This window comes from Streptomyces flavofungini (genome assembly GCF_014650815.1).
Classification (GTDB): Bacteria; Actinomycetota; Actinomycetes; order Streptomycetales; family Streptomycetaceae; genus Streptomyces; species Streptomyces flavofungini.
This window is the reverse complement of the sequence record NZ_BMVR01000002.1, coordinates 180415-207233: the sequence shown is the minus strand read 5'-3', so window position 1 is coordinate 207233 and position 26819 is coordinate 180415. Positions and strand designations below refer to the sequence as shown.

The following is a 26819-nucleotide window of genomic DNA, read 5'->3' as shown; positions in this document are numbered from 1 at the left end:
CCAGCGGAAACGGGTGGGCGGGCGGGGGTGAAGCACGCACCCCAGGCCAGCCTGCGGGCCGGGGTGAGCCCACCCGCCCAGGGGGCATCGCGGGGCGCGGGGTGACCCCTCGTTCCGGAGCCGCCGCAGGATAAAACCGCTCGCACGGACGCGTCCGGTTCGACACGCCGGTGAATCTCCACTTTTGTGTGGGTATCGGCTTGTTCGATCACCTGGAGGGCGCTGTGCGGCCGGAGGGCTACGACTACGACACCCACAGCCGGCTCGCCGGACCGCTCACCGAGCCGGACGGCGGGGCCGGGAGCGGCACCGGCGAGGGCACCGGGCACTCCGGCTACCGGGTGCAGTACCGCCCGCTCCTCGCCCGCGAGCCGCACCGAATACGCGCCCTCCTGCTGATGACCCTGGCCCCCCTCCTGACCGGCGCCCTGCTGGTGTACCTCGTCTGGCCCACGCACTGGACGGAGCGCGAGGGCGGCGACCGCTGGCTGGTCGGCCTGGACGTGACGATGCTCGTCGCGATCGGCCTGATCGAGCTGTTCATGCTGGTCAACGTGGTGTCGATCGCGCACGCCACGATGGTCGCCCGCGACCCGGTCCCGGTCGTGCCCGAGGCGGGCACCCGCGTCGCCTTCCTCACGACGTACGTACCGGGCAAGGAGCCGATCTCGATGGTCCGCGCCACGCTCGAAGGCGCCGTGCGGATACACCACACCGGCCCCCTGGACGTCTGGCTGCTGGACGAGGGCGACGACGACCAGGCCAAGGCGCTCTGCGAGGAACTGGGCGTACGCCACTTCACCCGCCTCGGCGTCCCGGAGTGGAACCGCAAGAAGGGCCCGCACAAGACCCGCACCAAGCACGGCAACTACAACGCCTGGCTCGCCATGCACGGCGGCGACTACGACTTCTTCGCCTCCGTGGACACCGACCACGTACCGCTGCCGAACTTCCTGGAGCGGATGATGGGCTTCTTCCGCGACCCGGACGTGGCGTTCGTCGTGGGCCCGCAGGTGTACGGCAACTACGTCTCACCGGTCACCAAGGCCGCCGAGTCCCAGCAGTTCCTCTTCCACGCCCTGATCCAGCGGGCCGGCAACCGCTACCGGGCGCCCATGTTCGTCGGCACCAACAACGTCGTCCGCATCGCCGCCCTGCGCCAGGTCGGCGGCCTGTACGACTCGATCACCGAGGACATGGCCACCGGCTTCGAGCTGCACCGGCACAAGAACCCGGGCACCGGACGGCACTGGCGGTCGGTGTACACCCCGGACGTGCTGGCCGTGGGGGAGGGGCCCGCCTCCTGGACGGACTTCTTCACCCAGCAGCTGCGCTGGTCGCGCGGCACGTACGAGACGCTGATCAAGCAGTACTGGAAGGCGCCGTTCACCATGCCGCCCGGGCGCCTCTTCTCGTACACGCTGATGCTCGTCTACTACCCGATGACGGCCGTCAACTGGCTCCTCGGCATCCTCAGCTGCGTGCTGTTCCTGTGGTTCGGGGCCTCCGGAACGCAGGTCGCCGCCTCCGTGTGGCTGATGCTCTACAGCGACGCCGCCGCCCTGCAGATCGGCCTCTACCTGTGGAACCGGCGCCACAACGTCTCCCCGCACGAACCCGCGGGCTCCGGCGGCCTCGCCGGGATGGGGATGTCGGCGCTGTCCGCGCCCATCTACGCCAAGTCCCTCGGCGCCGCCGCGCTGCGCCGCCCGTGCCGCTTCGTCGTCACCCCCAAGGGCGGCGGGGCCACCCCGGACCGGCTGCTGACCTTCCGGGTCCATCTGTTCTGGGCGGCGGTCCTCGCCAGTTCGCTGGTCGCGTCGTTCGTGCTCGACCACACCCATGTGGCGATGCGGACCTGGGCGGTGCTCGCCATGGTCATCTCGCTGGCGCCGGTCGCGGTGTGGACCTTCACCGCCGTCCGCGACCAGCGGGCCCGCAAGGACGCCGTGGCCCGGCAGCGGCTCAAGGACAGCGGCGCGGGCGCCGACGGCGAGCCGGAGCCCGCCTTCGCCACCGGCACGACGACTGGAGGTAACTGACGCCATGCCCCTTCGGCCCCCCGAGTTCTCCCAGCGCACCAAGAAGATCGTCTTCGGCGTGGGCGCGGGCGCCGTGCTCATCGGCCTCAACGCCCCCGCCGCCGTCTCCTTCGCCGAGGAGAAGTACCACGAGTACAAGATCTCCCGGCCCGGCTACATGAAGAAGTACGGGTCGTGGAAGCAGGTCGGCATTCCGGAGGAGTTCCGCACCAACGCCATCCACGCCGCCCTGCTGCACACCGGGAAGGTACTGATCGTCGCCGGGTCCGGGAACGAGCAGAAGAAGTTCGACGCCGGGTCCTTCGACACCGTGCTCTGGGACCCCGAGAACAACAGCTTCAAGAAGATCAAGACCCCCGTGGACTTCTTCTGCTCCGGCCACGCCCAGCTCCCCGACGGCCGCCTCCTGGTCGCGGGCGGCACCGCGCGCTACGAACTCCTCGACGGCGAGGTGGAGCGCGCGGGCGGCGGCATGCGGGTCAAGAACGAGAACCCGGACAAGCCCGTCGTCCTGAAGAAGGGCACCAAGTTCCGCTCGCCGTCGGGCGTCGAGTACGTCAGCCGCTTCGACGTGACGGTTCCCAAGGCCGAACGCGACTTCGAGATCACGTACTCCAAGGCCGGTGTGATGCGGCCCTGGAAGACGAAGGTCGTCGCGAGCGAGGCGCGGGTCTTCGTGGAGGCCGTCCGCGAGGGCGCCCCGATGGTCACGGAGAAGTCCGCGCAGTACGAGATCGAGGGCCTGACCGGCAAGGAGGCCGACAACACGTACGGCATCGCCGAGAAGCTCACCATGGACAAGCAGGACTTCCAGGGCATCAGGGCGGCCTACGAGTTCGACCCGGTCGCGGAGAAGTACGTCGCCGTGGAGCCGATGGACAAGGCCCGCTGGTACCCCACGCTGGTCGGCCTGGAGGACGGCCGGGTGCTCGCCGTGTCCGGGCTCGACGACGTCGGCGTCATCGACCCCGGCGACAACGAGATCTACGACCCGAAGACGAAGAAGTGGACCGAAGGACCCAAGCGGTACTTCCCCACCTACCCGGCGCTGTTCCTCACCAAGGGCGGCAAGCTCTTCTACCCCGCCTCCAACGCCGGTTACGGCCCCGCCAACAAGGGCCGCGCGCCCGGCCTGTGGGACCTGAAGACCAACAAGTTCGAGAAGGTGCCCGGCCTCACCGACCTCGACCAGACCGAGACGTCCGGGTCCGTGCTGCTGCCGCCCGCGCAGGACCAGAAGGTGATGATCCTCGGCGGCGGCGGGGTCGGCGAGTCCAAGAAGGCCACCAAGCGCACCGCCGTCATCGACCTGAAGCAGGACAACCCCGCCTTCAGGACCGGGCCCGAACTGCCGCAGGGCACCCGCTACCTGAACAGCGTCCTGATGCCGGACGACTCGGTGTTCACCACCAACGGCTCGTCCGACTACCGCGGCCGCAGCGCCAGCAACATCCTCAAGGCCCAGTTCTACGACCCGAAGGGCGACGCGGGCCGGGGTGCCTTCCGCGCCGCCGCCGATCCCAAGGTCGGCCGCAACTACCACTCCGAGGCGCTGCTCCTGCCCGACGGGCGCGTCGCCACCTTCGGCTCCGACCCGCTCTTCGACAACGAGCAGAACACCAAGCTCGGCCACTTCGAGCAGCGCATGGAGATCTTCACGCCGCCGTCCCTGCACAAGTCCGGCAAGAACCGGCCCGTGCTCGGCACCGGGCCCGACGTCCTGCCCGCCGACGGCCGCGCGACCTTCCGTACCGCGCACCCGGAGAAGCTGGTCTCGGCCCGTCTGATGCGGCCGAGCGCGGTCACGCACACCACCGACGTGGAGCAGCGGTCGATCGCGCTCGGGCTCACCAAGGGGCCGGGCTCGGTGACCGTGGACGTGCCCCGCGGGGACGCGGCGCTGGTGCCGCCCGGCTGGTACATGCTGTTCGTGACGGACGCGTCGGGGGCCTCGTCGGAGGCGAAGTGGGTGCACGTGAAGTGAGGAGGCGAGGTGGGGCCGGGTGGGTGCCGGATGGCCTTCACCCGGCCCGCACCCGGCCGCGACGGGCCCTTACTCGGCCGCGACGAACGCCCCGTGCGTGAGCACCGGCACCACCGCCGACGCGTCCAGCTCCGTCGCGATCGCCACGTCCTCCGCGTAGCCGCCGTCGGCCAGCTCCCGGCCGGACGAACAGGACGCGACCGCGTCCCCCACGTCCACGGCCGCGACGAACGCCGACGCGGCCGTCGCGGCCTCCGGGGAGAGTGCCGAGCCGCCGTGCTCCCGCAGCGCGGAGATCACCGCGCCCGCGCCGAGCAGGTCCTCCAGGGCGGGCCGCAGCGTGCCGTCCGGCCAGCGCTCGCCCGACGCGATCACACCGACGGGGTGCTCGGGGGTGCCGTGGCCCCGGTCCGCGAGCCACCGGGCCACGGCGGTCGCGTTGCGCAGCGAACCGGCGGCGACGTCCACGCCGCTCGCCGACGCGGCGATCGCGGAGCCGTTGGGCGAGGGCAGGACCAGGCGCGGGGCGAGCGGGGCGCGCCGCAGCGCGGCCGGGGACAGCGACCAGGGGCTGGCCTCGGTGACGGCCCGCCGCCCCACCGCGAGCCGGGCGTCCATCTGCCGGGCGAACGCCGTCGCGCTCTCGTCGCGCCACGGGTACGGGAAGACCCGCGAGCCGGACTCGACGGCGACCGACACCGACGTGGTGAACGACAGGACGTCGACGATCACCAGGCAGGAGACGGCGGGCGCGAGCCGTTTCGCGCCGGACGTGCCCCACTCGAAACGTACGCCGTAGCCCGCCTGCGAGAAGTCTTCACGCCCCATGCGCCCTCAGGCTGCCAGCCGGGCGGGGGCTTTGGCCAGCGGGACCAAGGGCCTTTGTCGGTCCGCGAGTTGACCTCCACAGACCGTCCACTCGATCATCAGATCGGCTACGCCTTCGCGTTGCGCACGAGCCCGAGCGCGTAGTCCGGCCACCACTGCCCCGCGGCCGGGCCGCCGCGGCAGGGGCCGTCGGAGTCGCCGGGCCGCTTGATCCACAGGTAGGCGTCCAGGAGCGGGTCGCCGGTGCGGTCGGTGGGCGGGGTGCCGAGGCCGCGTCCCGGCGGGTTGCACCAGGCGTCCTGGCGGTCGCCCGCGAGCGGGCCCTTGCCGTTGCGGCTGGTGTCCATCACGAAGTGCTTGCCGCCGACCGTGGCGGCGAGGGTGCGGCCGTAGGTGCTGGTGGTGCGGTCGCTCTGGAAGTTGGAGACGTTCAGCGAGAAGCCGTCCGCCTGGTCGATGCCCGCGCGCCGCAGCGGCTCGGTGAGCTTGCGCGCGTCGTTGATCCAGCCGGGGTTGCCCGCGTCCAGGTAGACCTTGACGTTCGGCTGCCGCTTGAGGCGCTGGATCGCCTCGGACAGGAGCTGGTAGCGCTCCTCGTGGTACTCGGCGGGCGTGCAGCCGTCCACGATGTGCGCGACGGCGTCCGGTTCGAGCACCACCAGGGCCTTGTTCTGCCCGATCGCGTCGGCGAACGCGCCCAGCCACTGGCGGTAGTACCCGGCGTCGTGCGCGCCGCCCGCCGAGTGCTGGCCGCAGTCGCGGTGCGGGATGTTGTACGCGACGAGCACCGCCGTGCGGCCCTCGTCCGCCGCGCCCGCGGTGGCCTTCTCGATGTCCGGCGCCGGATCGTCCCCGGCCGGCCACACCGCCATCGGCTGCTCGGCGATCCGGCGCAGCGCCTCGGCGTCCTGGGTGCGGCCCTCCTGCCGCCACTCCCTGACCTGCCGCGCCGCCGCGCTCTGCGGGTCGACCCAGAAGCGGTGCTGCGCCGACCGTGCCGCCTCCTCCCGGACGGCGGGCTCCCCCTCGTCCTTCCCCTTGCCCGGTCCTGACCCGGACGAGCACCCCGCCGCGAGCCCTAGGGCCGCGACGGCCGTGAGTGCCGTGAACGTACGGAGCAGCCGGTGCATCCAGACCCCTTGAGCGACGGTGTCGACGGTGACGGGCAGGCGAGTCGTCCGGCAATCGTGACATAAGGGATCATTCGCCTCGCTGTACGACACCGCGCGTGCCACCGCCGTCGTAGGACACCGCGCGCCGCCGCCGTCAGCCGCCCGCCGCCAACGCGATGCCGAGCGGGGTCCGCTCGTACAGGACCTGGTGCCCGTACCGGCGCGAGGTGAGCAGGCCCGCGTCGCGCAGCGCCGTCAGGTGCGCCGAGACCGACGACGGGGCCAGGGCCAGGCGGTGGGCGAGGGCCGAGGTGGTGGCGGGCTCGGCCAGGGCGGTGAGGACGGCGGCGCGGTTGCGGCCGAGGAGGCGGGCCAGGGCGTCCGGGACATGGTCGGCCGGGGCGCTCCACAGGCCCGCGAGGCCCCGGGCCGGGTAGACGAGGGTCGGCTGCCAGGGCGGGTCGTAGCCGCTGATCACGTCCGGCCAGCTGAAGACGCTGGGCATCAGGACCAGGCCGCGCCCGTCCAGGTCCCGCACGTGCCGCCCCCGCCACTGCGCCGTCAGCGTCCCGGAGTCCCAGGCCAGGCGGCGGTCCAGCTCGGGCAGCAGGGCGCCGAGGCCGACCTCGGCGAGGCGCCGCGAGTGGTACGCCACGTCGGCTTCGAGGAGGGCGCGCAGGCGGGGCCAGTACGGCTCGACCAGCGCGTGCCAGGCGCCCTCCATGGCGTCCGCCAACTCCCGCACCGCCCGCGCCGGATCGTCGAGCAGATGCCGCCCGAGGGGGCTGCCCGCCGCCCCCGGCGTCTCCGCGAGCGCCCGCGCCATGTCGTCCCGCGCCACCTCCGGATCCACCGCGCGCACCGCGGCGATCTCCTCGTCGAACCCCGCGGCGGGCCCCAGCGGCGGCGGCCCCAGGAAGTCCGGGCTGTGCCCGCGCGGCGGCATCAACAGCCACACGGCCGCCAGGTCGAGCCCCGCCCCCGCCTCCTTGATCCGCCGCAGCCACCCCGGGTGATACGCGTGCCGCTCCCGCCGCTTCAGTGTCCGCACCGCCTCCTGCGTCTCCCACAGCGGCGACACGGCGAACCGGCACCGCAGCAGGTCGTCCTCCCCGAACCGCAACTGAAAGGGCACGGCCCGTCCTCCCTGCCACCTCGCCCGCCTGCGGGTAGGCGGCTGCTTCCGGCTCGGCCGCCTCGGTGATTCGGCTGGAGCCGAAACTTTAGGGGCCGGTGCGGGGCGCCGCCAGGGTGAGCGCATGGGAGACGGACCGAAGATCGGGGCGGGCGTGGGCGCGGGCACGGGGCAGACGGGTGGGACGGGGGCCGGGGGCGAGGGGGGCCCGGCGGTGGAGCCGGGTGCGGGCGGGGTGGGCCCCGCGTCCGGCGCTCGCCCCGCGGCCGGGCCGACGCCCGGGCCCGCGTCCGGCATTCCGCCCTCGCCCCCGGAATCGGGCCCGGCCTCGGGCACCCCTCAGGAGCGCGACGGCTACCGCCGCGTCTTCGCCGTCGCCGAGTTCCGGGCCGTCTTCGTCGCGCACGCGATGTCGTTGCTCGGGGTGGTCGTCAGCGAGATCGCGCTGACGGTGCTCGTGTACGACCTGACCGGGTCGCCGTTGCTCAGTGCGCTGGCGTTCGCGTTGGGGCTGCTGCCGTACCTCGTGGGCGGGACGCTGTTCGCCGGGGTCGCCGACCGGTATCCGCCGCGGCGGGTGCTCGTGGTGTGCGACCTCGTGTGCGCCGGATGTGCCGCGCTGATGGCGCTGCCCGTGACACCGGTGGCCGGGCTGCTGGCGCTGCGCTGCCTGATCGCCGCCGTCTCGCCGGTGTTCAACGGCACCCGGATGGCGACGCTCACCGACGTCCTCGGCGACGGCGACCTGTTCGTGCTCGGGCGTTCGCTGCTGCGGATGGTGTCGCAGAGCGCCGTCCTCGTCGGCTTCGGGCTCGGCGGCGTGCTGCTCACCGTGGTCCCGCCGCGCGGGGCGCTCGGGATCACGCTGGTGACGTTCCTCGCGTCGGCGCTGCTGCTGCGCGTCGGTACGAAGCGGCGGCCCGCGCGGGGCGGCGGCAGGGGCAGCGGGGAGCGGGGGAGCGGGGGCGGGGATGCCGCGCTCATGCGGTACTCGCTCGCGGGTGCCCGTGAGGTCCTCGGGCACCGGCGGATCCGCGCGCTGCTGTTGCTGCTCTGGGCGCCCCCGATGTTCGTCGTCGCGCCGGAGGCCCTCGCCGCCCCGTACGCGGAGCAGATCGGTGTCGGCACCGCAGGGGTCGGCCTGCTGATGTGCGCGATGCCCGTCGGCACCATCGCGGGCGAGGTGTACGCGGGCTCCGCGCTCACCGCGGCCGCCCGCTCCCGCATCGTGCTCCCGCTGGCCGCGACCACCCTGCTCCCGCTGCTCGCGTACGCCTTCGTCCCCGGCCTGGTCTGGGCGCTGCCCGCACTGGTGCTCGCCGGGCTCGGATCGGCGTACACCCTCGGACTCGACCGCTGGTTCGTGGACGCCGTACCGGCGGAGCTGCGCGGCCGCGCCATGACCGTGCACACGGCGGGCCTCATGACCCTCCAGGGCGTCGGCATGGCGCTCGCCGGGCTCGCCGCCGAGGTCTTCGCCGTCAGCACGGTGGTCGCGGGTGCCGGGGTGCTCGGCACGGTGTGCTGTCTGCTCCTGGCCCGTGAGGTTCAGTTGACGGGGCGGCAGGAGGCGAACGTGCTCCCGAATCCTGAGACTGGGGCTGACCGGTATGTGACCGGCGGCTAAGGTCGACGCTGTGCCGAAGCCGCTCAGTCTCCCCTTCGATCCCATCGCCCGTGCCGACGAACTCTGGAAGCAGCGCTGGGGATCCGTGCCCGCGATGGGTGCCATCACCTCCATCATGCGCGCGCACCAGATCCTGCTCGCCGAGGTCGACGCGGTCGTCAAGCCGTACGGACTGACCTTCGCGCGCTACGAGGCGCTGGTGCTGCTCTCCTTCTCCAAGGCGGGGGAGCTGCCGATGTCCAAGATCGGCGAGCGGTTGATGGTGCATCCGACGTCCGTCACGAACACGGTGGACCGGCTCGTCCGGTCCGGGCTCGTGGACAAGCGGCCGAACCCGAACGACGGGCGCGGCACGCTGGCCTCCATCACGGAGAAGGGGCGCGAGGTCGTCGAGGAGGCGACGCGGGAGCTGATGGCGATGGACTTCGGGCTCGGCGTCTACGACGCGGAGGAGTGCGGGGACATTTTCGCGCTGTTGCGGCCCCTGCGGGTCGCCGCGCAGGACTTCGAGGAGCGGTAGGGCGCCCTTGTCGTCGGGGGGTGCCGCCGACTGGGCGGCCCCCGATCGGCCTGCGGCCTCGTCCTCGATCGCCGGACGGGCTCTCCCCAAGGGGCGCCCGAAGATCGCGCAAATGGGACGGCTACGCTCGTAGCCATGAAACGCAGCGTGCTGACCCGCTACCGGGTGATGGCCTACGTCACCGCCGTCATGTTGTTGATCCTCTGCGTCTGCATGGTGGTCAAGTACGGCTTCGACAAGGGTGAGGGCCTGACGCTCGCGGTCTCCCAGATCCACGGCGTCCTCTTCATCATCTACCTGGTCTTCGCCTTCGACCTCGGCTCCAAGGCGAAGTGGCCGTTCGGCAAGCTGCTCTGGGTGCTGGTGTCCGGCACCATTCCCACGGCCGCCTTCTTCGTCGAGCGCAAGGTCGTCCGCGAGGTCGAGCCGCTGCTCACGGACCCCGCGACCCCGCTCGCCAAGGCCTGAGCCACCCGCGCCGCACCCCCGCCACGGGCTGTCCGTGGCGGTTGGCCATCGACATTTACTAGGACGTCCAAGTAAATTGGTGGCATGGACGCTGACGCCATCGCAGAGGGCCGCCGTCGCTGGCAGGCCCGGTACGACGCCGCGAAGAAGCGCGACGCCGATTTCACGACGCTCTCCGGTGACCCGGTCGAGCCTGCCTACGGGCCCCGGCCCGGGGACACCTACGAGGGCTTCGAGCGCATCGGATGGCCTGGCGAGTATCCGTACACGCGCGGCCTGTACCCCACGGGATACCGAGGACGTACGTGGACGATCCGCCAGTTCGCGGGCTTCGGCAACGCCGAGCAGACGAACGAGCGGTACAAGATGATCCTGGCCGCCGGCGGCGGCGGCCTGAGCGTCGCCTTCGACATGCCGACGCTCATGGGCCGCGACTCCGACGACCCGCGCGCCCTCGGCGAGGTCGGCCACTGCGGTGTCGCCATCGACTCCGCCGCCGACATGGAGGTCCTGTTCAAGGACATCCCCCTCGGCGACGTGACCACGTCCATGACGATCAGCGGGCCCGCCGTCCCCGTCTTCTGCATGTACCTCGTCGCCGCCGAGCGGCAGGGCGTCGACCCGGGCGTGCTCAACGGCACGCTCCAGACCGACATCTTCAAGGAGTACATCGCGCAGAAGGAGTGGCTCTTCGAGCCCGAGCCCCACCTGCGCCTCATCGGCGACCTGATGGAGCACTGCGCGCGCGACATCCCCGCCTACAAGCCCCTCTCCGTCTCCGGCTACCACATCCGCGAGGCCGGGGCGACGGCCGCGCAGGAGCTGGCGTACACCCTCGCGGACGGCTTCGGGTACGTGGAACTGGGGCTGAGCCGCGGGCTCGACGTCGACGTCTTCGCCCCCGGCCTGTCCTTCTTCTTCGACGCCCACGTCGACTTCTTCGAGGAGATCGCCAAGTTCCGGGCCGCCCGGCGGATCTGGGCCCGGTGGATGCGCGAGGAGTACGGCGCCAGGACCGACAAGGCCCAGTGGCTGCGGTTCCACACCCAGACCGCCGGGGTCTCGCTGACCGCGCAGCAGCCGTACAACAACGTGGTGCGGACCGCCGTGGAGGCCCTCGCCGCCGTCCTCGGCGGCACCAACTCCCTGCACACCAACGCCCTCGACGAGACCCTCGCCCTGCCCAGCGAGCAGGCCGCCGAGATCGCCCTGCGCACCCAGCAGGTCCTCATGGAGGAGACCGGCGTCGCCAACGTCGCCGACCCCCTCGGCGGGTCCTGGTTCGTCGAGCAGCTCACCGACCGCATCGAGGCCGACGCCGAGAAGATCTTCGAGCAGATCAAGGAACGCGGGCGCCGGGCGCGGCCCGACGGGCAGCACCCCATCGGGCCCATCACCTCCGGCATCCTGCGCGGCATCGAGGACGGGTGGTTCACCGGTGAGATCGCCGAGTCCGCCTTCCAGTACCAGCGGTCCCTGGAGAAGGGCGACAAGCGGGTCGTCGGCGTCAACGTCGCCCACGGCTCCGTGACCGGTGACCTGGAGATCCTGCGCGTCAGCCACGAGGTCGAGCGGGAGCAGGTCAAGGTGCTCGCCGCCCGCAAGGGCGAGCGGGACGAGGCCCGGGTCCGGACCACGCTGGACGCGATGCTCACCGCCGCCCGGGACCGGTCCAACATGATCGCGCCGATGCTGGACGCGGTCCGGGCCGAGGCGACGCTCGGGGAGATCTGCGGCGTGCTGCGGGACGAGTGGGGCGTCTACACGGAGCCGGCTGGGTTCTAGTCCGCCGGCCGGAGGCGTGCGGGGCGGCTGCCCCGGCGCCGCCCTAGGACGGCCACGTCAGACGGAACAGCGCGCCCCCGCCGGGGGCGTGTTCCGCCGTCAGCTCCGCGCCGTGGGCCCGGGCGATCTGGCGTGCCATGGCCAGCCCCAGGCCGGAGCCGGGCAGCGCCCGGGCCCGCTCGGCGCGGTAGAAGCGGTCGAAGACGTGCGGCAGGTCCTGCGGGGCGATGCCGGGGCCGTGGTCGCGGACGGCCAGCCCGGTGGTGGTCAGGGAGACCTCGACGGCCGCCCCGGGCGGGCTGAACTTCGCCGCGTTGTCCAGCAGGTTGGTGACGAGCCGGGCGAGGCGGGCGGGCACACCGGGCAGGGTCGTCCCGGCCGCGTCGGGAGCGATGTCGTACGTGAAGACGATCGCGGGCCAGTGCTCGCGCGCCGCGTTCACGACGTGCTCGACCAGCGGAGCGACCCGCACCTCCTCCAGGAGCGGCTGCGGCTCCTCGTCGCGGGCCAGCTCGATCAGGTCGTTGACCAGGCCGGTGACTTCACGCAGCTGACGGCTGAGCGCGGCCGACGCGCGGTCGCGCTGCTCCGTCGTCAGGCGATCGGCACGGCCGAGGAGTTCCGCGTTCGTACGCAATGACGTCAGGGGCGTACGCAGTTCGTGCGAGGCGTCGGCGACGAGTCGGCGGCGCGCCGCGACCGAGTCCTCCAATTCGCCGAGCATGGTGTTGAAGGCCGTGGCGAGCCGCGTCACCTCGTCCTCGCCGCGGCCGCCGGGCGGCCCGGGCGGCAGCTCGATGCGGTGCCGCGCGTCCCGGGTCGCGGCGATGCGCTCCGCCGTCGCCGTGAGCCGCGCGACGGGTGCGAGTCCCGTGCGGGAGACCCAGTAGCCGCCGAGCGCGGACAGGAGCACGCCCGCGCCGCCCACCACCGACAGGATCGCGGCCGTCTGCCGCACCCCGCGCTCGGCGATGTCGGCGCGCAGCGCGACCTGGACGGCCGCGCCCTTGCCGTAGGTGGTGGTGAGCATGCGCCCCGGCTTGCCGCCGGGGAGGGTGAAGTTCGTGTAGTAGGGGGTGAGTTCACCCGCCGCGACCTGGCGCGTGGAGCGGTTCACGGGCAGCAGGTACGGCTTCTTCGGGTCGTCGGCCGGGGCGGCGGGGACGACCTGAGCGCAGGCCGGAGCGCCCAGGTAGCGGCACTCGCCCGCGAGCACGCCGTAGTCCTGCTCCTCGGAGCGGTGCTGTTGGGCGGCCAGGGTCGCGGACTGGGCGAGGTTCTGGTCCAGCTGTTGGTAGAGCTTGTAGCGGAGCACGAAGAACGACGCCGTGCAGACGCAGATCGCGACCAGCGCCACCGCGGCGGACGCCGCCACCGCGAGGCGGGTGCGCAGCGGACGGCGTCGGCGCCAGCGGGCCCCGAGGGCGCGGCGGCCACGGCCGCCGCGGGAGGCGTGGGGCGCGCGGCGGGCGCTCACGGCGACCCGAGCCGGTAGCCGACGCCGTGCACCGTGTGCACGAGCCGCGCCTCGCCCTCGGCCTCCAGCTTGCGGCGCAGATAGCCGACGTACACCGCCAGGGAGTTGGAGTCGGGCCCGAAGTCCCGGCCCCACACCGCCTCGTGGATCAGCTCGCGCGGCAGTACCTGCCCGGAGTTGCGGAGCAGCAGTTCCAGCAGCGTGGACTCGGTGCGGCTGAACTCGATGCGGCGCCCGCCGCGCGCACCGGTGCGGGTCCGGGTGTCGAGCGTCAGATCGCCGTACGACAGGGCGTCGCCGTCGGTCTCCCGGCCGCCCGGTCCCGCCGGGTCGGGGGCGGCGCGGCGCAGGAGCGCCCGGACCCGCGCCACCAGCTCGTCCAGGGCGAACGGCTTGACCAGGTAGTCGTCGGCGCCCGCGTCCAGGCCGTCCACGCGGTCGCTCACCGAGTCCAGGGCCGTCAGGACGAGCACCGGGGTGCGGTCGCCCGCCGCGCGCAGCCTGCGGCACACGGCCAGACCGTCGAGCACGGGCATCTTCACGTCCAGGACCAGGAGGTCCGGCTCCCACCTGGCCACCGCGGTCAGCGCATGGTGGCCGTCGGCGGCGCCGCGCACCAGATGGCCCTCGACGCTCAGCGCGTCCTCGACGGCGGCACGCACCTCGGGGTCGTCGTCGACGACGAGGACCCTGGAGGCAGGGGCAGCCTGGGTGGCCTGGGCGGCGTGCGGGGGCCGTGTCGGCGGCGCGGGCGGCGGTGTCATACGGCGACGCCCGGGGCGGGCCGGGTGCCGGGAAGACCGCACCTCGTGCGGCACAGGAACGAACTCATGCACCAAAGGTGCCAAACCCGGCTCTTAAAACCCTCTTAGGACGGGTCGCGAAGCTCCGGCGTCATGAGAAATCCCGTCACCTCCGCCACGGCCCGCGCCGCGGCGACCCACACGAACAGGCCGCTGTCCGTCGTGATCGGCGCGGGCGGCACCGGCGGCCACATCTACCCGGGCCTCGCCCTCGCCGACGCCCTGCGCCGCGCCGTGCCGGACGCGGTGATCTCCTTCGTGGGCACCGAGCGCGGCCTGGAGACCCGGCTCATCCCCGACGCCGGGTACCGGCTGCACACCGTCGACATGATCCCCTTCGACCCGTCCCTCGGCGCCCGCCGCTATCTGCTGCCCGCCGCCCTGGTGAAGTCCGGCGCCCAGTGCCGGGCCATCCTGCGCGACCAGGGCGCGCAGGTCGCCGTCGGCATGGGCGGCTACCCCAGCGCCCCCGTCATCGTCGGCGCCCGCATGGCGGGCCTGCCCAGCCTCATCCACGAGTCCAACGCCGTCCCCGGCCGCGCCAACCGCTTCGCCGCCCGCCTCACCCCGCACATCGCCGTCGCCTTCGACCGCAGCCGCGCCCATCTGCCCGGCGGCGAGCGCGCCGTCACCACCGGCATGCCCATCGCCGCCGCCCTCGCCGCCCTCGACCGGTCCGCGCTGCGCGCCGAGGCCCGGCGCGCCCTCGGGGTGCCCGACGGGGCCCGCCTCGTCCTCTTCAACGGCGGCAGCCTCGGCGCCGCCCGCCTCACCGAGGCCGCCCTCGGGCTCGCCGCGCGCTGGCGGTGGCGCGGTGACGTGTCCCTGCTCATCAAGACCGGTCCCGCGGCCCTAGACGAGACGCGGCGGCGGCTCGCCCGCGAAGGGCACGAGGGAGCAGGCGCGGTCGCCCGCGCCGTGCCCTACCTCGACCGGATGGACCTCGCCTACGCCGCCGCCGACCTCGTCGTCTGCCGCGCGGGCTCCGCCACCGTCGCCGAACTCGCCGCCACCGGCGTGCCCGCCGTCCTCGTGCCCTACCCGCACGCCCCCGGCGACCACCAGACCCACAACGCGCGGGTCCTCTCCGACGCGGGCGCGGGGCTGCTCCTGCCCGACGCCGAGACCACCGCCGACCGGCTCGCCGGGCTCCTCGAACCGCTCCTCGCCGAGCCCGCGCGGCTCGCCGCCATGAGCGGCGCCGCGGATCCCGGGCCGCACGCCCGCGCCGCGGATCTGCTCGCCGAGCGGGTCCTGCACCTCACCCACCGCACCGATCACCTGGAGTACGCCGCATGAACGCCCTCGCCCCGAACGACTCCGCCTCTTTCGCTCCCTCCGGCCCCTTTTCTTGGCACGACCGCACCGTCCTCGTCACCGGCGCCGAGGGCTTCATCGGCTCCACGCTCGTCGACCTGCTCCTCGACCGAGGCGCGAAGGTCCGCGCCTTCGTGCACTACAAGCCGTACGGCGACAAGGGGCACCTGGCGCATCTCGCCGGGGACCCGCGCGTCGAGTTCGTCGCCGGTGACGTGCGCGACGCCGGGCGGGTCATGGACGCCGTCGACGGCTGCGACACCGTCTTCCACCTCGCCGCGCTCATCGGGATCCCGTACTCCTACGACTCTCCGGGCGCGTACGTGCAGACCAACGTCGTCGGTACGGAGAACGTCGCCGAGGCCTGCCGTCGGCACTCCGTACGCCGACTCGTCCACACCTCGACCAGCGAGGTGTACGGGACCGCGCTGACCGTTCCCATCAGCGAGAGCCACCCGCTCCAGCCGCAGTCGCCGTACTCCGCGTCGAAGATCGGCGCCGACATGACCGTGCTGTCCCACTGGCACGCCTTCGAGCTGCCCGTCGCCGTCGTGCGGCCCTTCAACACGTACGGCCCGCGGCAGTCCGCCCGTGCCGTCATCCCCACGATCCTCGCCCAACTGCACGCAGGGGCCCGGGAGATCAAGCTGGGGTCGCTGACGCCCACCCGGGACTTCACCTATGTGACCGACACCGCGCGCGGTTTCCTCGCCGTGGCCGAGCGGGACGCCGCCGTCGGGCAGGTCGTGAACCTCGGCGTCGGCCGGGAGATCTCCATCGGGGACCTGGCCGAGGAACTCATCGCCGCGAGCGGGCGGGACGCGGTCGTCGTGTCCGACCCGGCGCGCATGCGGCCCGCGGGCAGCGAGGTCGAACGCCTCGTCTCGGACAACTCCCGCGCCCGGGAGTTGTCCGGCTGGGAGCCGATCGTCCCCCTCCGCGAGGGCCTGGCCCGCACCTCGGCCTGGGTCGCCGAGAACCTCGGCCTGTTCGCGGCCCACACCTACCAGGTGTGAGGAACCTGCCTACGGCGACCCCGGTCCGGGCCCCTGGCCGGCGACCGCCGAGAGGCCGCCGAGGACCAGCCAGGTGAAGCGTCGGGCCCACTCCTCGTCGACGGGTTCGGCGCTGACCAGGGCCCGGTGGACCACCGCTCCGGCGATGACGTCGAAGATGAGGTCGGCGGTGCGGGCGGCGGTGGCGGGGTCGGGTTCGAGGGGGAGTTCGCCGCGGTCCTGGGCGCGGGCGCGGCCGGCGAGGACGAGGCGCTTCTGGCGGTCGACGATGGACGCGCGGATGCGTGCGCGCAGCGGTTCGTCGGTGGTGGACTCGGCGACGACGGCCATGAGCGCGGTCTTCGTCTCGGGGCGCCCGAGCAACGCGGCGAACTGCAGCACCACCCCCTCGATGTCCGTGGCCAGGCTGCCGCTGTCGGGGAGCTCCAGTTCGTCGAAGAGCTCGGCCACGGCGTCCACCACCAGCTCGCTCTTGCCCGGCCAGCGCCGGTAGAGGGTGGTCTTGGCGACCCCCGCCCGGGTGGCCACGTCGCCCAGGGTCAGCTTGGTCCAGCCGAGGTCGACCAGGGCCTGCCTGGTCGCTTCGAGGATGGCGGTGTCCGCCTCGGCGCTGCGGGGGCGGCCCCCGGCGCGCGTCGGCGGTGTGTTGCGGCTCTGCATGCCCGCGACCATACCGGCCAGTATGAGCGTCGTGGCCAGCGCCGAGTGAGGCAGATCACGTGCTGCCCGCTGCCGCGCCCGGTGTCCTGCAGTTACGCTACGAGCCGTAGCGAAAGCGCGTGCGGACGCCGAGGGTGGCCCATCGCCCCCGAAGGCGCGTACGGCCGGGGACCGCTGCGAACGAGCCTCACCGCCCAGCGGGCGGCAACCACGGCGCGGGGTGGGGACCCCGTGCGAGACCACGGCCCTCCTGGGGACGTGCAGGAACTGGCGAACCGGTTCGTCCGGCGGCACCGCAATCCGGCGGGGAGCTGCGGACGGGCACGGTTCCCGCGCGGCTTGGGGGAGGATGTACTCATGCAGCCACGGAACATGTCCATGAGCGGAGTCGTCGACCTCGCCGCGGTGAAGGCGGCCCAGGAGGCCAAGTCGAAGGCGGAGCAGGCGCGCGCCGAAGCGGCCCGGCAGGGCGGCCCGGGTGCCGGCGCCGGGGTCTCGCCCGCGAGTCTCGTCATCGACGTCGACGAGGCGGGTTTCGAGCGGGACGTCCTGCAGCGCTCCACCGAAGTGCCGGTCGTCATCGACTTCTGGGCCGAGTGGTGCGAGCCGTGCAAGCAGCTCAGCCCGCTCCTGGAGCGCCTGACGCTGGAGTACAACGGCCGTTTCCTGCTCGCCAAGATCGACGTCGACGCGAACCAGATGCTGATGCAGCAGTTCGGGGTGCAGGGCATCCCGGCGGTCTTCGCGGTGGTGGCGGGCCAGGCCCTGCCGCTCTTCCAGGGCGCGGCGCCCGAGGCGCAGATCCGCCAGACCCTGGACCAGCTCATCCAGGTCGGCGAGGAGCGCTTCGGCCTCACGGGCCTGGTCGTCGACCCGGGCGCCACCGGCGACGAGCCGGGGGTCGCCCCCGCCGTCCCGGCCGGACCCTACGACGCCCTGCTCGAAGCGGCCGTCCAGGCCCTGGACGCGGGCGACCTCGGCGGCGCCGTCCAGGCGTACCAGAACGTGCTGAGCGACGACCCCGGCAACACGGAGGCCAAGCTCGGCCTCGCCCAGGCCGAACTGCTGCGGCGGGTGCAGGACTTGGACCCCGCCGTCGTCCGCAAGGACGCCGCGGAGAAGCCCGGCGACGCCGCCGCGCAGATCGCCGCGGCCGACCTGGACCTGGTCGGCGGCCATGTCGAGGACGCCTTCGGGCGCCTGGTCGAGACGGTCCGGCGCACCGCGGGTGACGACCGGGAGGCCGCGCGGCTGCGGCTGTTGGAGCTCTTCGAGGTCGTCGGCGCCGACGACCCGCGGGTGACGGCGTACCGCACGGCGCTCGCGAGGGTGCTTTTCTGATCGGTCGCGGTCCGGTTGAGTAGTCGGCGGAACCTTAGCCTCCAGCCCTCCGGCAATCTGTCGGATTTGCCCCGGCCCATTCGCTGACCTGTGGTTACGCCTCAATGGCCGTGGTACGCAAGTGAAAAGCCTGTCGAGGCAGCGTCATAGTGGCCGCGTTTTACCGAATCTTGGTAAACGCGGCCACTGTTACTTGGAGTAAGGGCAGAGCGGCGTTCTGCCCGTTTCTGTTCATCAATCGCCCTATCTTGACCGCCTGTTGAGGCCACCGTCTGTCGTTGACCGATGCCGGGCGGTGCCGGGTCGGTTATCCGGCCGTTACCAGCGAGTAACGAACCCCCTTGTGCGGACGCCGAGAATGCACCACGATCGGCCACGCTCGGTCCATTGCCCGCAGCCCGACAGCCGGTCGGGAGACGGGATTTCTGGGTCCCCACCGGGCAGGCCGGCGGCACCGTCGCCGGTCTGGGACAGGGGGGTCTCTGCCGCTCCTCGGCAGGGCCTGTCCAGCAAGGTTGTGCGTGATGCGTCAGGCGCGACCAGTGGTTGTCGCTCGGGGGTGATCGCCGGTGATCGAGGCGCGCAGCGCGCCCCTGTTACGCGGGCGCTCTCCTTACCGAGGACGTAGCACTTCTCCCATCCCTGCCCGGCTGAGCCGCCCGAACGGGACCAGTCAGGGCCGGAGATGTACGTCCGAGAAGGAGGAAAGTCATGGAGTCCGTGGCTCGTGGCGGAACCAGATGGAAGCGGTTCGCCGTGGTCATGGTGCCGAGCGTCGCGGCGACGGCCGCGATCGGCGTGGCCCTCTCGCAGGGTGCGCTCGCGGCATCGTTCAGTGTGTCCGGTCAGCAGTTCAAGGTGACCGCGGATCAGCTCGACGGTACGGGATTCGTCCAGTACGGGGCGATGGACAGCGGCAAGTCGGGTAACCACCCGGTGGCCGTGGTCGGCATGGAATCGGCGAAGATCACCAACCTGTGCCAGTCCGTGGTCGTTCCGGTCCCGGTCTTCGGCGACATCTCGATGGTGCTCAAGGCCGGTGGCAAGGGCAGCCCGAGGGTAGAGGCGAAGAAGCTCTACATCGACGCCGACGACCTGCGCGCCAACGCGACGTTCACCAACGTCGACATCGGCGTCTCGGTCGACCGCACGACGAAGGGCCCGGGTCCGGCCAAGGGCGACAAGTACGTCCCGGACTCGTTCGCGCAGCAGGCCGACAAGGTCCGCTTCACCGACGTGAAGCAGCGCGCGTGGGCGACCACCGCCGGCACCTTCAAGCTCTCTGGCCTCGGCATGTCGGTCAAGAAGGGCAAGCACGAGTGCTACTGAGGCGGTAACGGCCTCGGTCACCGCTGTCTCATCCGCTTCGTCTTGACCGAGGCCGTCGTTGAGGCCGTCGTTGAGGCCATTGCTGCCCTGAGCCGCACTTGTTGCGCTGAAACGGCCGGGCGCGGGGGCGCCGTCATGCTCTCCAACGAGCCGTCCCCGTGCCCGAATCCGCACACACAGAACCACACGCCATACCCGAGGAGCTGTACGACATGAGCGCCGAAGCGCAAGTGGGCCTTGGCAACAGGCTTGGCCGAATGCGCCAATCGTTCCGAGGGTGGCGCGGTCAGCGCCCGTTCTGGGGTGGACTGCTGACACTGCTCGGCGGCATCCCGATCATGTACTTCCCCTATGCGAACCTCACCCTGGGCACGATGACCATCCGGATGGCGACCACCGCCGGTGCCGGATCGCTGATCATCGGTGTGCTGTTGGTCGTGCTCGGCCTGACCATGTGGTTCCAGCCGATGTCCCGCGTGTTCGCGGGCGTCGCGGCGATTCTGCTCGCCCTGGTCTCCCTGGTGGTGTCCAACTTCGGGGGCTTCGTCATGGGCTTCCTGCTCGCCCTCATCGGCGGCGCGCTCGGCGTCTCCTGGATGCCGTCCAAGCCCGAGAAGCGCTCCAGGCGGCGCGCCCAGGCGCCCGACGCCGGGGGATTCGACGACGGGGCTCCGGAGCCCGCGGCCGCGGGGGCCGCGCGCGGAGCCGTGCCGGAGGCGGGCGGTGCGACCGATGACTTCTCAGGAACGAGCCCGGACAACGGGACGAACGGGAGGAACCGTGCCGGCTGACGAGGCGCGCCGCGGGACTGATGCGGACACGTCCCGTGTGAGAACGGGGCCGCGGCACGCGGCCCCGAAGAAGCCGCTGCTGACCCGGCTGCACGTGCCCGCCGGGAAGGCGATAGCCCTCGCCGCCATGCCCACCGCCGTGCTGATGGGCATGGGCCTGACGCCCCAGCTCGCGCAGGCGAAGCCGGGCGTGCCCAAGAACCCCTTCCGCGACGGCCCCTGTGTCACGGCGCCGGACGAGCAGTCCAAGGAAGCCGAGAAGGACGAGCAGGACGCCAGGGCCAAGGCCGCCAAGAAGGCCGAGGACAAGGCCGAGGCCGCGCGCAAGAAGGCGGACGAGGCCGAGGACAAGGCCGACGGCGAGGACGGGCAGGCCGGGAAGGGCGCCGACAAGGACGGGGACGTGTCCGCGAACGGGTCGTCCGGTTCGTCGAAGCCCTCGGGCGGCGACGGGGACGACGGCAAGTCCGGGTCCACGCCGTCCGGTGACGCCGACGCCGACTCCGGCAAGGGTTCCGGGGACGGCGGCAAGGACGACGAGGACGCGGCCGCCGAGCCCGACCCCGCCGAGCCCAAGAACCCGCTGGACCCGCTGGGCCTCGGCGACGCCCTCAAGGACATCCTCACGCCCGAGGAGAAGCGGGCCGAGGAGAAGAAGGAGGCGGAGCGGGAGTCGGCCGACGAGAAGTCCTCGGACTCCTCGGACCGGGACGCCGAGGGTACGGACGGCGACGCCAAGGACTCCGACGGTACCGACAAGGACACCAAGCCCGTCGAGGACACCCTCGACAAGGCGAAGGACGGCCTGAAGGACACCGCGGGCAAGGCCGAGGACCGGCTGCGGGACGCCGCCGACAAGGCCGACGACCTCGCCGACAAGGCCGAGAAGGCCGCGGACAAGGCGAAGGACAAGGCCGAGGGGAAGGCCGAGGACGACGACGAGGCCAAGGACCCGATGGCGGCGGACGAGGACGGCAAGAAGCCGTTCCCGTGCGTGGTGGAGAAGAAGGTCGACGGTGACGACGAGCAGTCGCCCGCGCCGATCCCGAACCAGCCGTGGCACCTGGAGGCCAGTTCGCTGCTCCTGAAGGGCGCGGACTACAAGGGCGTCGTGAACCTGAAGATGCCCAACGGGCAGACCAAGCAGGCGCTGAAGTACATCATCAGCGGCGGCACGGACATCGGCGACCTGCACCAGATCGTCGAGAGCCCGAACGGCAAGAAGTACCACGTCCAGGCCGCCAAGGGGTCCACGTCCACGATCCGCAAGGGCGACACGACGATGTACACCGAGCGGATCTCCGGCAACCTCTTCGGTCTGATCCCGATCACGTTCGACCCGGAGCACCCGCCGCCGCTCAACCTGCCGCTGATCTACTTCACCAACGTGAAGGTGCAGCAGGCGGGCCAGTTCGGTGGCGAACTCACCATCCCCGGCCTGCACCAGTCGATCACCGACTGAGGCCCGGTCCCGGTCCGGGAGCCGCGACACATCGAGGGCGCCCCCTTGCGCAGGGGGCGCCCTCGATGCCTTTCACGTACTCACGGGAGTGCCGGGGCACTCCCGGGAGACAACGGGTCCCGGTCCGGTTCTGGTCGGGGATCCGGACCGGAGACCCGTGGCTCAGTCGCGGTCGCCGCCACCCAGGTGGTGGACGCGGACCATGTTGGTGGTGCCGGGGATGCCGGGGGGCGAACCGGCCGTGATGACCATGGTGTCGCCGTCGTTGTAGCGCTGCAGCTTCAGGACCTCGGCGTCGACCAGCTCGACCATGGCGTCCGTGTTGTCCACGTGCGGCACGACGTACGCCTCGACGCCCCAGCTCAGCGCGAGCTGGTTGCGGGTGCTGGTGTCCGTGGTGAAGGCCAGGATCGGCTGGGCCGCGCGGTAGCGGGACAGGCGGCGTGCCGTGTCACCGGACTTGGTGAAGGCGACCAGGGCCTTGCCGTCGAGGAAGTCGGCGATCTCGCAGGCGGCACGGGCCACCGAACCGCCCTGCGTACGCGGCTTCTTGCCCGGGACGAGCGGCTGCAGGCCCTTGGCGAGCAGCTCCTCCTCGGCCGCCGTGACGATCTTCGACATCGTCTTGACGGTCTCGATCGGGTACGCGCCCACGCTGGACTCGGCCGACAGCATCACCGCGTCCGCGCCGTCCAGGATCGCGTTGGCGACGTCGGACGCCTCGGCGCGCGTGGGGCGGGAGTTGGTGATCATCGACTCCATCATCTGGGTCGCGACGATCACCGGCTTGGCGTTGCGGCGGCACATCTCCACGAGGCGCTTCTGCACCATCGGGACCTTCTCCAGCGGGTACTCCACGGCCAGGTCGCCGCGCGCCACCATGACGGCGTCGAAGGCCGCGACGACGCCCTCCATGTTCGCCACCGCCTGCGGCTTCTCCACCTTGGCGATGACGGGGACCCGGCGGCCCTCCTCGTCCATCACCTTGTGGACGTCCTTGACGTCGTCCGCGTCGCGCACGAAGGACAGCGCGACCATGTCGCAGCCCATCTTCAGCGCGAACCGCAGGTCCTCGATGTCCTTCTCGGACAGGGCGGGGACGTTCACGGCCGCGCCGGGCAGGTTGATGCCCTTGTGGTCGGAGATGACGCCGCCCTCGACCACGATCGTCTTCACCTGCGGCCCGGCGACCTCGACGACGCGCAGCTCGACGTTGCCGTCGTTGATGAGGACCTGGTCGCCCTTGGAGACGTCGCCGGGCAGACCCTTGTAGGTCGTGCCGCAGATCGACTTGTCGCCGGGCACGTCCTCGGTGGTGATGGTGAACTCGTCACCGCGCACCAGCTCGACGGGGCCCTCGGCGAAGGTCTCCAGACGGATCTTCGGGCCCTGCAGGTCGGCGAGGACGCCGATCGCGCGGCCCGTCCGCTCCGCCGCGGCCCGGACGCGGTCGTACCGGCCCTGGTGCTCGGCGTGCGTGCCGTGGCTGAAGTTGAAGCGGGCCACGTTCATTCCGGCTTCGATCAGCGAAACGAGCTGATCTTCGGAGTCGACGGCGGGGCCCAGCGTGCAAACGATTTTGGAACGGCGCATGGGGGCGATCCTATCGGTTTGTTTCGCTTCGGAATATTCCATCTGGCGGAAGATACAAATGGGCGGGTCGGCGCTCAGTTGCCCATGCGGCGGAGCCGCTCTTCATGCCGCCCGACGAGTGCATAAGTCTGCGAGGCGATTTCCAGTTCCTCGTCGGTCGGTACGACCGCGACCTTCACCCGGGCGTACCCGGGCGAGATCAGCCGCGGCTCGTCACCGCGTACGGCGTTCAGCTCGCCGTCCACCGCGAGACCCAGCTCCTCCAGGCCCGCGACGGCGGCCGCGCGCACCGGCGCCGCGTTCTCCCCGACGCCCGCCGTGAACGCGATCGCGTCCACCCGGCCGAGAACCGCGTAATAGGCGCCGATGTACTTCTTCAGTCGGTGAATGTAGATGTCGAAGGCGAGCCGGGCCTGTTCGTCGCCCTCGTCGACGCGGCGGCGGATCTCGCGCATGTCGTTGTCGCCGCACAGACCGATAAGGCCGCTCTTCTTGTTGAGAAGAGTGTCGATCTCGTCGATGGACAGTCCGCCGACGCGCGCCAAATGGAAGATGACGGCCGGGTCCAGATCTCCCGAGCGCGTGCCCATCACGAGCCCTTCGAGCGGCGTCAGGCCCATCGAGGTGTCCACGCACCGGCCGCCGCGCACGGCGGACGCGGACGCGCCGTTGCCGAGGTGCAGGACGATGACGTTCACGTCCTCGGGGGCCTTGCCGAGCAGCTCCGCGGTCGTCCGCGAGACGTACGCGTGCGAGGTGCCGTGGAAGCCGTAGCGCCGCACGCGGTGCTGGTCGGCGGTCGCCACGTCGATGGCGTAGCGGGCCGCGGCCTCCGGCATCGTCGTGTGGAAGGCGGTGTCGAAGACGGCGACCTGGGGCAGGTCGGGGCGCAGCGCCCGGGCCGTGCGGATGCCGGTGATGTTGGCGGGGTTGTGCAGCGGGGCCACCGGCACCAGGCGCTCGATCTCGGCGAGCACCGCGTCGTCGATGACCGTGGGCTCGGTGAACTTCAGGCCGCCGTGCACCACCCGGTGGCCGATCGCGGCCAGCTCAGGCGAGTCCAGGCCGAGCCCGTCGGCGGCCAGCTCCGCCGCGACGGCCTTCAGGGCGGCCTCGTGGTCGGCGATCGGGCCGGTGCGCTCGCGCTCGGCGCCGTCGCCCGTCAGCGGGGTGTGCTTGAGCCGGGAGGTCTCCTCGCCGATGCGCTCGACGAGGCCCACGGCCAGGCGGGCGCTGTCGGCCATGTCGAGCAACTGGTACTTCAGCGACGACGAGCCGGAGTTGAGGACGAGGACGCGGGTCGAGCTCACTGGGGGATTGCCTTCTCGGTGGGGGGCTGGGACGCGGGGGACTGGGACTGGATCGCCGTGATGGCGACGGTGTTGACGATGTCCTGGACGAGCGCGCCGCGGGACAGGTCGTTCACGGGCTTGCGCAGGCCCTGCAGGACCGGGCCGACGGCGATCGCGCCGGCCGAGCGCTGCACGGCCTTGTAGGTGTTGTTGCCGGTGTTCAGGTCCGGGAAGATCAGCACGCTGGCCTGGCCCGCGACGTCGGAGCCCGGCAGCTTGGTGGCCGCGACCGACGGCTCGACGGCCGCGTCGTACTGGATCGGGCCCTCGATCTTCAGGTCCGGGCGCTGGTCGCGCACCAGCTCGGTGGCCTCGCGGACCTTGTCGACGTCGGCGCCCGAGCCGGAGGTGCCGGTGGAGTACGACAGCATCGCGATGCGCGGCTCGACGCCGAACTGGTCGGCGGTGGCGGCCGACTGCACGGCGATGTCGGCGAGCTGGACGGCGTTCGGGTCCGGGTTGACCGCGCAGTCGCCGTACACGAGGACCTTGTCGGCCAGGCACATGAAGAAGACGGACGACACGATCGAGGCTTCCGGCTTCGTCTTGATGATCTCGAAGGCCGGGCGGATCGTCGCCGCCGTCGAGTGCACGGAGCCGGACACCATTCCGTCGGCCAGGCCGCCCTGGACCATCAGCGTGCCGAAGTAGTTCACGTCCGCCACGACGTCGTACGCCAGCTCCACCGTCACGCCCTTGTGGGCGCGCAGCCGCGCGTACTCCTCGGCGAAGCCCTGCCGCAGGTCCGACGTGGCCGGGTCGATGAGCTGCGCGTCCTTGAGGTCGATGCCCAGGTCGGCGGCCTTCTTGCGGATGGCCTCCACCGGGCCGAGCAGGGTCAGGTCGCAGACGCCCCGGCGCAGCAGCACGTCGGCGGCGCGCAGCACGCGCTCCTCGGTGCCCTCGGGCAGCACGACGCGGCGGCGGTCGGCGCGGGCCCGCTCCAGGAGCTTGTGCTCGAACATCATCGGCGTGAGGCGGTCGCTGCCGAACACGGACAGGCGCCGCAGCAGGTCGGTGGTGTCGGTGTACCGCTCGAAGAGGCCGAGCGCGGTCTCCGCCTTGCGGGGCGTCGCCGCGTTCAGCTTGCCCTCCAGGGCGAACAGCTCCTGTGCCGTCGGGAAGGAGCCGCCCTCGACGGCGACCACGGGCGTGCCCGGCGCGAGCCGGTCGGCCAGGCGCAGGATCTCCGGGCCCGGCTGCTCGTTCAGGGTCAGCAGGACGCCCGCTATCGGCGGCGTCCCCGCGCTGTGCGCGGCCAGCGCGCCGACGACCAGGTCGGCGCGGTCGCCGGGGGTCACGACCAGGCAGCCCGGGGTCAGGGCGTTCAGGAAGTTCGGCAGCATGGCGCCGCCGAAGACGAAGTCGAGGGCGTCGCGGGCCAGGCCCGAGTCGTCGCCGAGGAGCACCTTGCCGCCGAGGGCGTGGGTGATCTGCGCGACGGTCGGCGCGGCCAGGGCGGGCTCGTCCGGCAGGACGTAGCAGGGCACCGGGAGGCGGGCGGCCAGGCGCTCGTGGATGCCGTCGCGGTCGGCCGGGGCGACCCGGTTGGTGACCATCGCGAGGACGTCGCAGCCGAGGCTGTCGTAGGCGCGGTAGGCGTTGCGGGTCTCGGCGCGGACCGACTCGGCGGTCTGGTCCTTGCCGCCGACCACGGGCAGTACCGAGGCGCCGAACTCGTTCGCGAGCCGCGCGTTCAGGGCCAGCTCGTCGGGGAGCTGGGTGGCGGCGAAGTCGGTGCCGAGGACCAGGACCACGTCGTAGGCGCGGGCGACGGCGTGAAAACGGTCGACGAGCTGGGAGACCAGCTCGTCGGTGCCCTTCTCGGCCTGCAGCGCGGACGCCTCGTGGTAGTCCATGCCGTACACGGACGCGGGGTCCTGCGCGAGCCGGTAGCGGGCGCGGAGCAGTTCGAAGAGGCGGTCGGGTCCGTCGTGGACGAGCGGGCGGAAGACGCCCACGCGGTCGACCTGACGGGTCAGGAGTTCCATCACTCCCAGCTCGACGACCTGGCGGCCGTCGCCCCGGTCGATCCCGGTCACGTACACGCTGCGCGTCACGCGTGCTCTCCTTCTCTGTCTTCGCTGGTGAGCAGCCCGGCAGCGCCGGAAATACACCCGATATTGTTGGCCGTGCCCTCTTGACAATACCTCTGCGGCTGGCTAGGCCGCAGGCCG

21 protein-coding genes are annotated in these 26819 nt (G+C 72.0%); 12 read left to right on the top strand and 9 right to left on the bottom strand.

The annotated features are described in order from the left end of the window. Window positions 1-224: 224 nt before the first annotated feature. Together IE274_RS04690 and glxA are read left to right on the top strand one after the other, a co-directional pair. Entirely contained in the window at window positions 225-2042 is a 1818-nt protein-coding gene (locus IE274_RS04690; protein WP_190114728.1) for a glycosyltransferase family 2 protein, read from the top strand. Window positions 2043-2046: 4 nt separating this feature from the next. Next, window positions 2047-4026 (top strand): radical copper oxidase GlxA, encoded by a 1980-nt coding sequence (gene glxA, locus IE274_RS04685; RefSeq protein ID WP_190114293.1) that lies wholly within the window; start codon window positions 2047-2049, stop codon window positions 4024-4026. Window positions 4027-4095: 69 nt separating this feature from the next. Here the strand turns inward: glxA and IE274_RS04680 are convergent, their stop codons facing one another. The 3 genes from IE274_RS04680 to IE274_RS04670 form a co-directional block, all read right to left on the bottom strand. After that, window positions 4096-4854 carry a 2-phosphosulfolactate phosphatase gene (locus IE274_RS04680; RefSeq protein WP_190114292.1) on the bottom strand — a complete coding sequence of 253 codons (759 nt, stop codon included), beginning with the start codon at window positions 4852-4854 and terminating at the stop codon, window positions 4096-4098. A 107-nt stretch (window positions 4855-4961) separates the two neighbouring features. Continuing rightward, a complete protein-coding gene (locus IE274_RS04675) occupies window positions 4962-5984 on the bottom strand; it encodes a glycoside hydrolase family 6 protein (protein WP_190114291.1) in 1023 nt (340 codons plus the stop codon). 136 nt (window positions 5985-6120) lie between these two features. Beyond that, window positions 6121-7101 (bottom strand): ArsR/SmtB family transcription factor, encoded by a 981-nt coding sequence (locus IE274_RS04670; RefSeq protein WP_190114290.1) that lies wholly within the window; start codon window positions 7099-7101, stop codon window positions 6121-6123. Window positions 7102-7225: 124 nt separating this feature from the next. Between IE274_RS04670 and IE274_RS04665 the strand changes: the two genes are divergently transcribed. From IE274_RS04665 to icmA, 4 genes are all read left to right on the top strand, one after another. Beyond that, entirely contained in the window at window positions 7226-8728 is a 1503-nt protein-coding gene (locus IE274_RS04665) for an MFS transporter (protein ID WP_229909225.1), read from the top strand. A gap of 10 nt (window positions 8729-8738) precedes the next feature. Continuing rightward, window positions 8739-9248, top strand: a complete 510-nt coding sequence (locus tag IE274_RS04660; RefSeq protein WP_190114289.1) for a MarR family winged helix-turn-helix transcriptional regulator — start codon at window positions 8739-8741, stop codon at window positions 9246-9248. 135 nt (window positions 9249-9383) lie between these two features. Continuing rightward, complete coding sequence (locus IE274_RS04655; protein ID WP_190114288.1) at window positions 9384-9716, top strand: DUF3817 domain-containing protein; 333 nt, start codon at window positions 9384-9386, stop codon at window positions 9714-9716. A gap of 84 nt (window positions 9717-9800) precedes the next feature. Then, window positions 9801-11501: a coenzyme B12-dependent isobutyryl-CoA mutase large subunit gene (gene icmA / locus IE274_RS04650; RefSeq protein WP_190114287.1), complete on the top strand. Its 1701-nt coding sequence runs from the start codon at window positions 9801-9803 to the stop codon at window positions 11499-11501. Window positions 11502-11544: 43 nt separating this feature from the next. On the opposite strand, the gene IE274_RS04645 is transcribed toward icmA, so the two are convergent. Both IE274_RS04645 and IE274_RS04640 read right to left on the bottom strand, forming a co-directional pair. Beyond that, window positions 11545-12978 (bottom strand): sensor histidine kinase, encoded by a 1434-nt coding sequence (locus IE274_RS04645; RefSeq protein ID WP_190114286.1) that lies wholly within the window; start codon window positions 12976-12978, stop codon window positions 11545-11547. Next, window positions 12975-13742 carry a response regulator transcription factor gene (locus IE274_RS04640; RefSeq protein ID WP_190114285.1) on the bottom strand — a complete coding sequence of 256 codons (768 nt, stop codon included), beginning with the start codon at window positions 13740-13742 and terminating at the stop codon, window positions 12975-12977. Before IE274_RS04640 ends, IE274_RS04645 begins: the two co-directional genes overlap by 4 nt. A gap of 132 nt (window positions 13743-13874) precedes the next feature. On the opposite strand from IE274_RS04640, the gene IE274_RS04635 reads away from it, so the two are divergent. Together IE274_RS04635 and IE274_RS04630 are read left to right on the top strand one after the other, a co-directional pair. Continuing rightward, on the top strand, window positions 13875-15080 hold the full coding sequence (locus tag IE274_RS04635) for a UDP-N-acetylglucosamine--N-acetylmuramyl-(pentapeptide) pyrophosphoryl-undecaprenol N-acetylglucosamine transferase (RefSeq protein WP_190114284.1): 1206 nt from the start codon (window positions 13875-13877) through the stop codon (window positions 15078-15080). Beyond that, on the top strand, window positions 15077-16114 hold the full coding sequence (locus tag IE274_RS04630) for a GDP-mannose 4,6-dehydratase (protein WP_190114283.1): 1038 nt from the start codon (window positions 15077-15079) through the stop codon (window positions 16112-16114). Before IE274_RS04635 ends, IE274_RS04630 begins: the two co-directional genes overlap by 4 nt. 9 nt (window positions 16115-16123) lie before the next feature. Here IE274_RS04630 and IE274_RS04625 read toward each other — a convergent pair whose 3' ends face one another. Beyond that, window positions 16124-16774 carry a TetR/AcrR family transcriptional regulator gene (locus IE274_RS04625; protein ID WP_190114282.1) on the bottom strand — a complete coding sequence of 217 codons (651 nt, stop codon included), beginning with the start codon at window positions 16772-16774 and terminating at the stop codon, window positions 16124-16126. Between the two features lie 357 nt (window positions 16775-17131). Between IE274_RS04625 and IE274_RS04620 the strand changes: the two genes are divergently transcribed. The 4 genes from IE274_RS04620 (at window position 17132) to IE274_RS04605 (ending at window position 21697) form a co-directional block, all read left to right on the top strand. Next, entirely contained in the window at window positions 17132-18115 is a 984-nt protein-coding gene (locus IE274_RS04620; RefSeq protein ID WP_190114281.1) for a tetratricopeptide repeat protein, read from the top strand. Window positions 18116-18826: 711 nt separating this feature from the next. Further along, window positions 18827-19444, top strand: a complete 618-nt coding sequence (locus IE274_RS04615) for a DUF6230 family protein (protein ID WP_190114280.1) — start codon at window positions 18827-18829, stop codon at window positions 19442-19444. A 212-nt stretch (window positions 19445-19656) separates the two neighbouring features. Beyond that, window positions 19657-20235 (top strand): DUF6114 domain-containing protein, encoded by a 579-nt coding sequence (locus IE274_RS04610; RefSeq protein WP_190114279.1) that lies wholly within the window; start codon window positions 19657-19659, stop codon window positions 20233-20235. Between the two features lie 37 nt (window positions 20236-20272). Next, on the top strand, window positions 20273-21697 hold the full coding sequence (locus IE274_RS04605) for a hypothetical protein (protein ID WP_229909223.1): 1425 nt from the start codon (window positions 20273-20275) through the stop codon (window positions 21695-21697). Window positions 21698-21859: 162 nt separating this feature from the next. On the opposite strand, the gene pyk is transcribed toward IE274_RS04605, so the two are convergent. The 3 genes from pyk to pta form a co-directional block, all read right to left on the bottom strand. Beyond that, the gene (gene pyk / locus IE274_RS04600; RefSeq protein WP_190114277.1) at window positions 21860-23290 is read right to left on the bottom strand and encodes a pyruvate kinase; all 1431 of its coding nucleotides are present in this window, start codon (window positions 23288-23290) and stop codon (window positions 21860-21862) included. Window positions 23291-23364: 74 nt separating this feature from the next. Further along, window positions 23365-24600, bottom strand: coding sequence for an acetate kinase (locus IE274_RS04595; RefSeq protein WP_190114276.1), 1236 nt, complete (start codon window positions 24598-24600; stop codon window positions 23365-23367). Continuing rightward, on the bottom strand, window positions 24597-26702 hold the full coding sequence (pta, locus tag IE274_RS04590; RefSeq protein ID WP_190114275.1) for a phosphate acetyltransferase: 2106 nt from the start codon (window positions 26700-26702) through the stop codon (window positions 24597-24599). The genes IE274_RS04595 and pta overlap by 4 nt, the downstream gene beginning before the upstream one ends. Window positions 26703-26819: the final 117 nt, after the last annotated feature.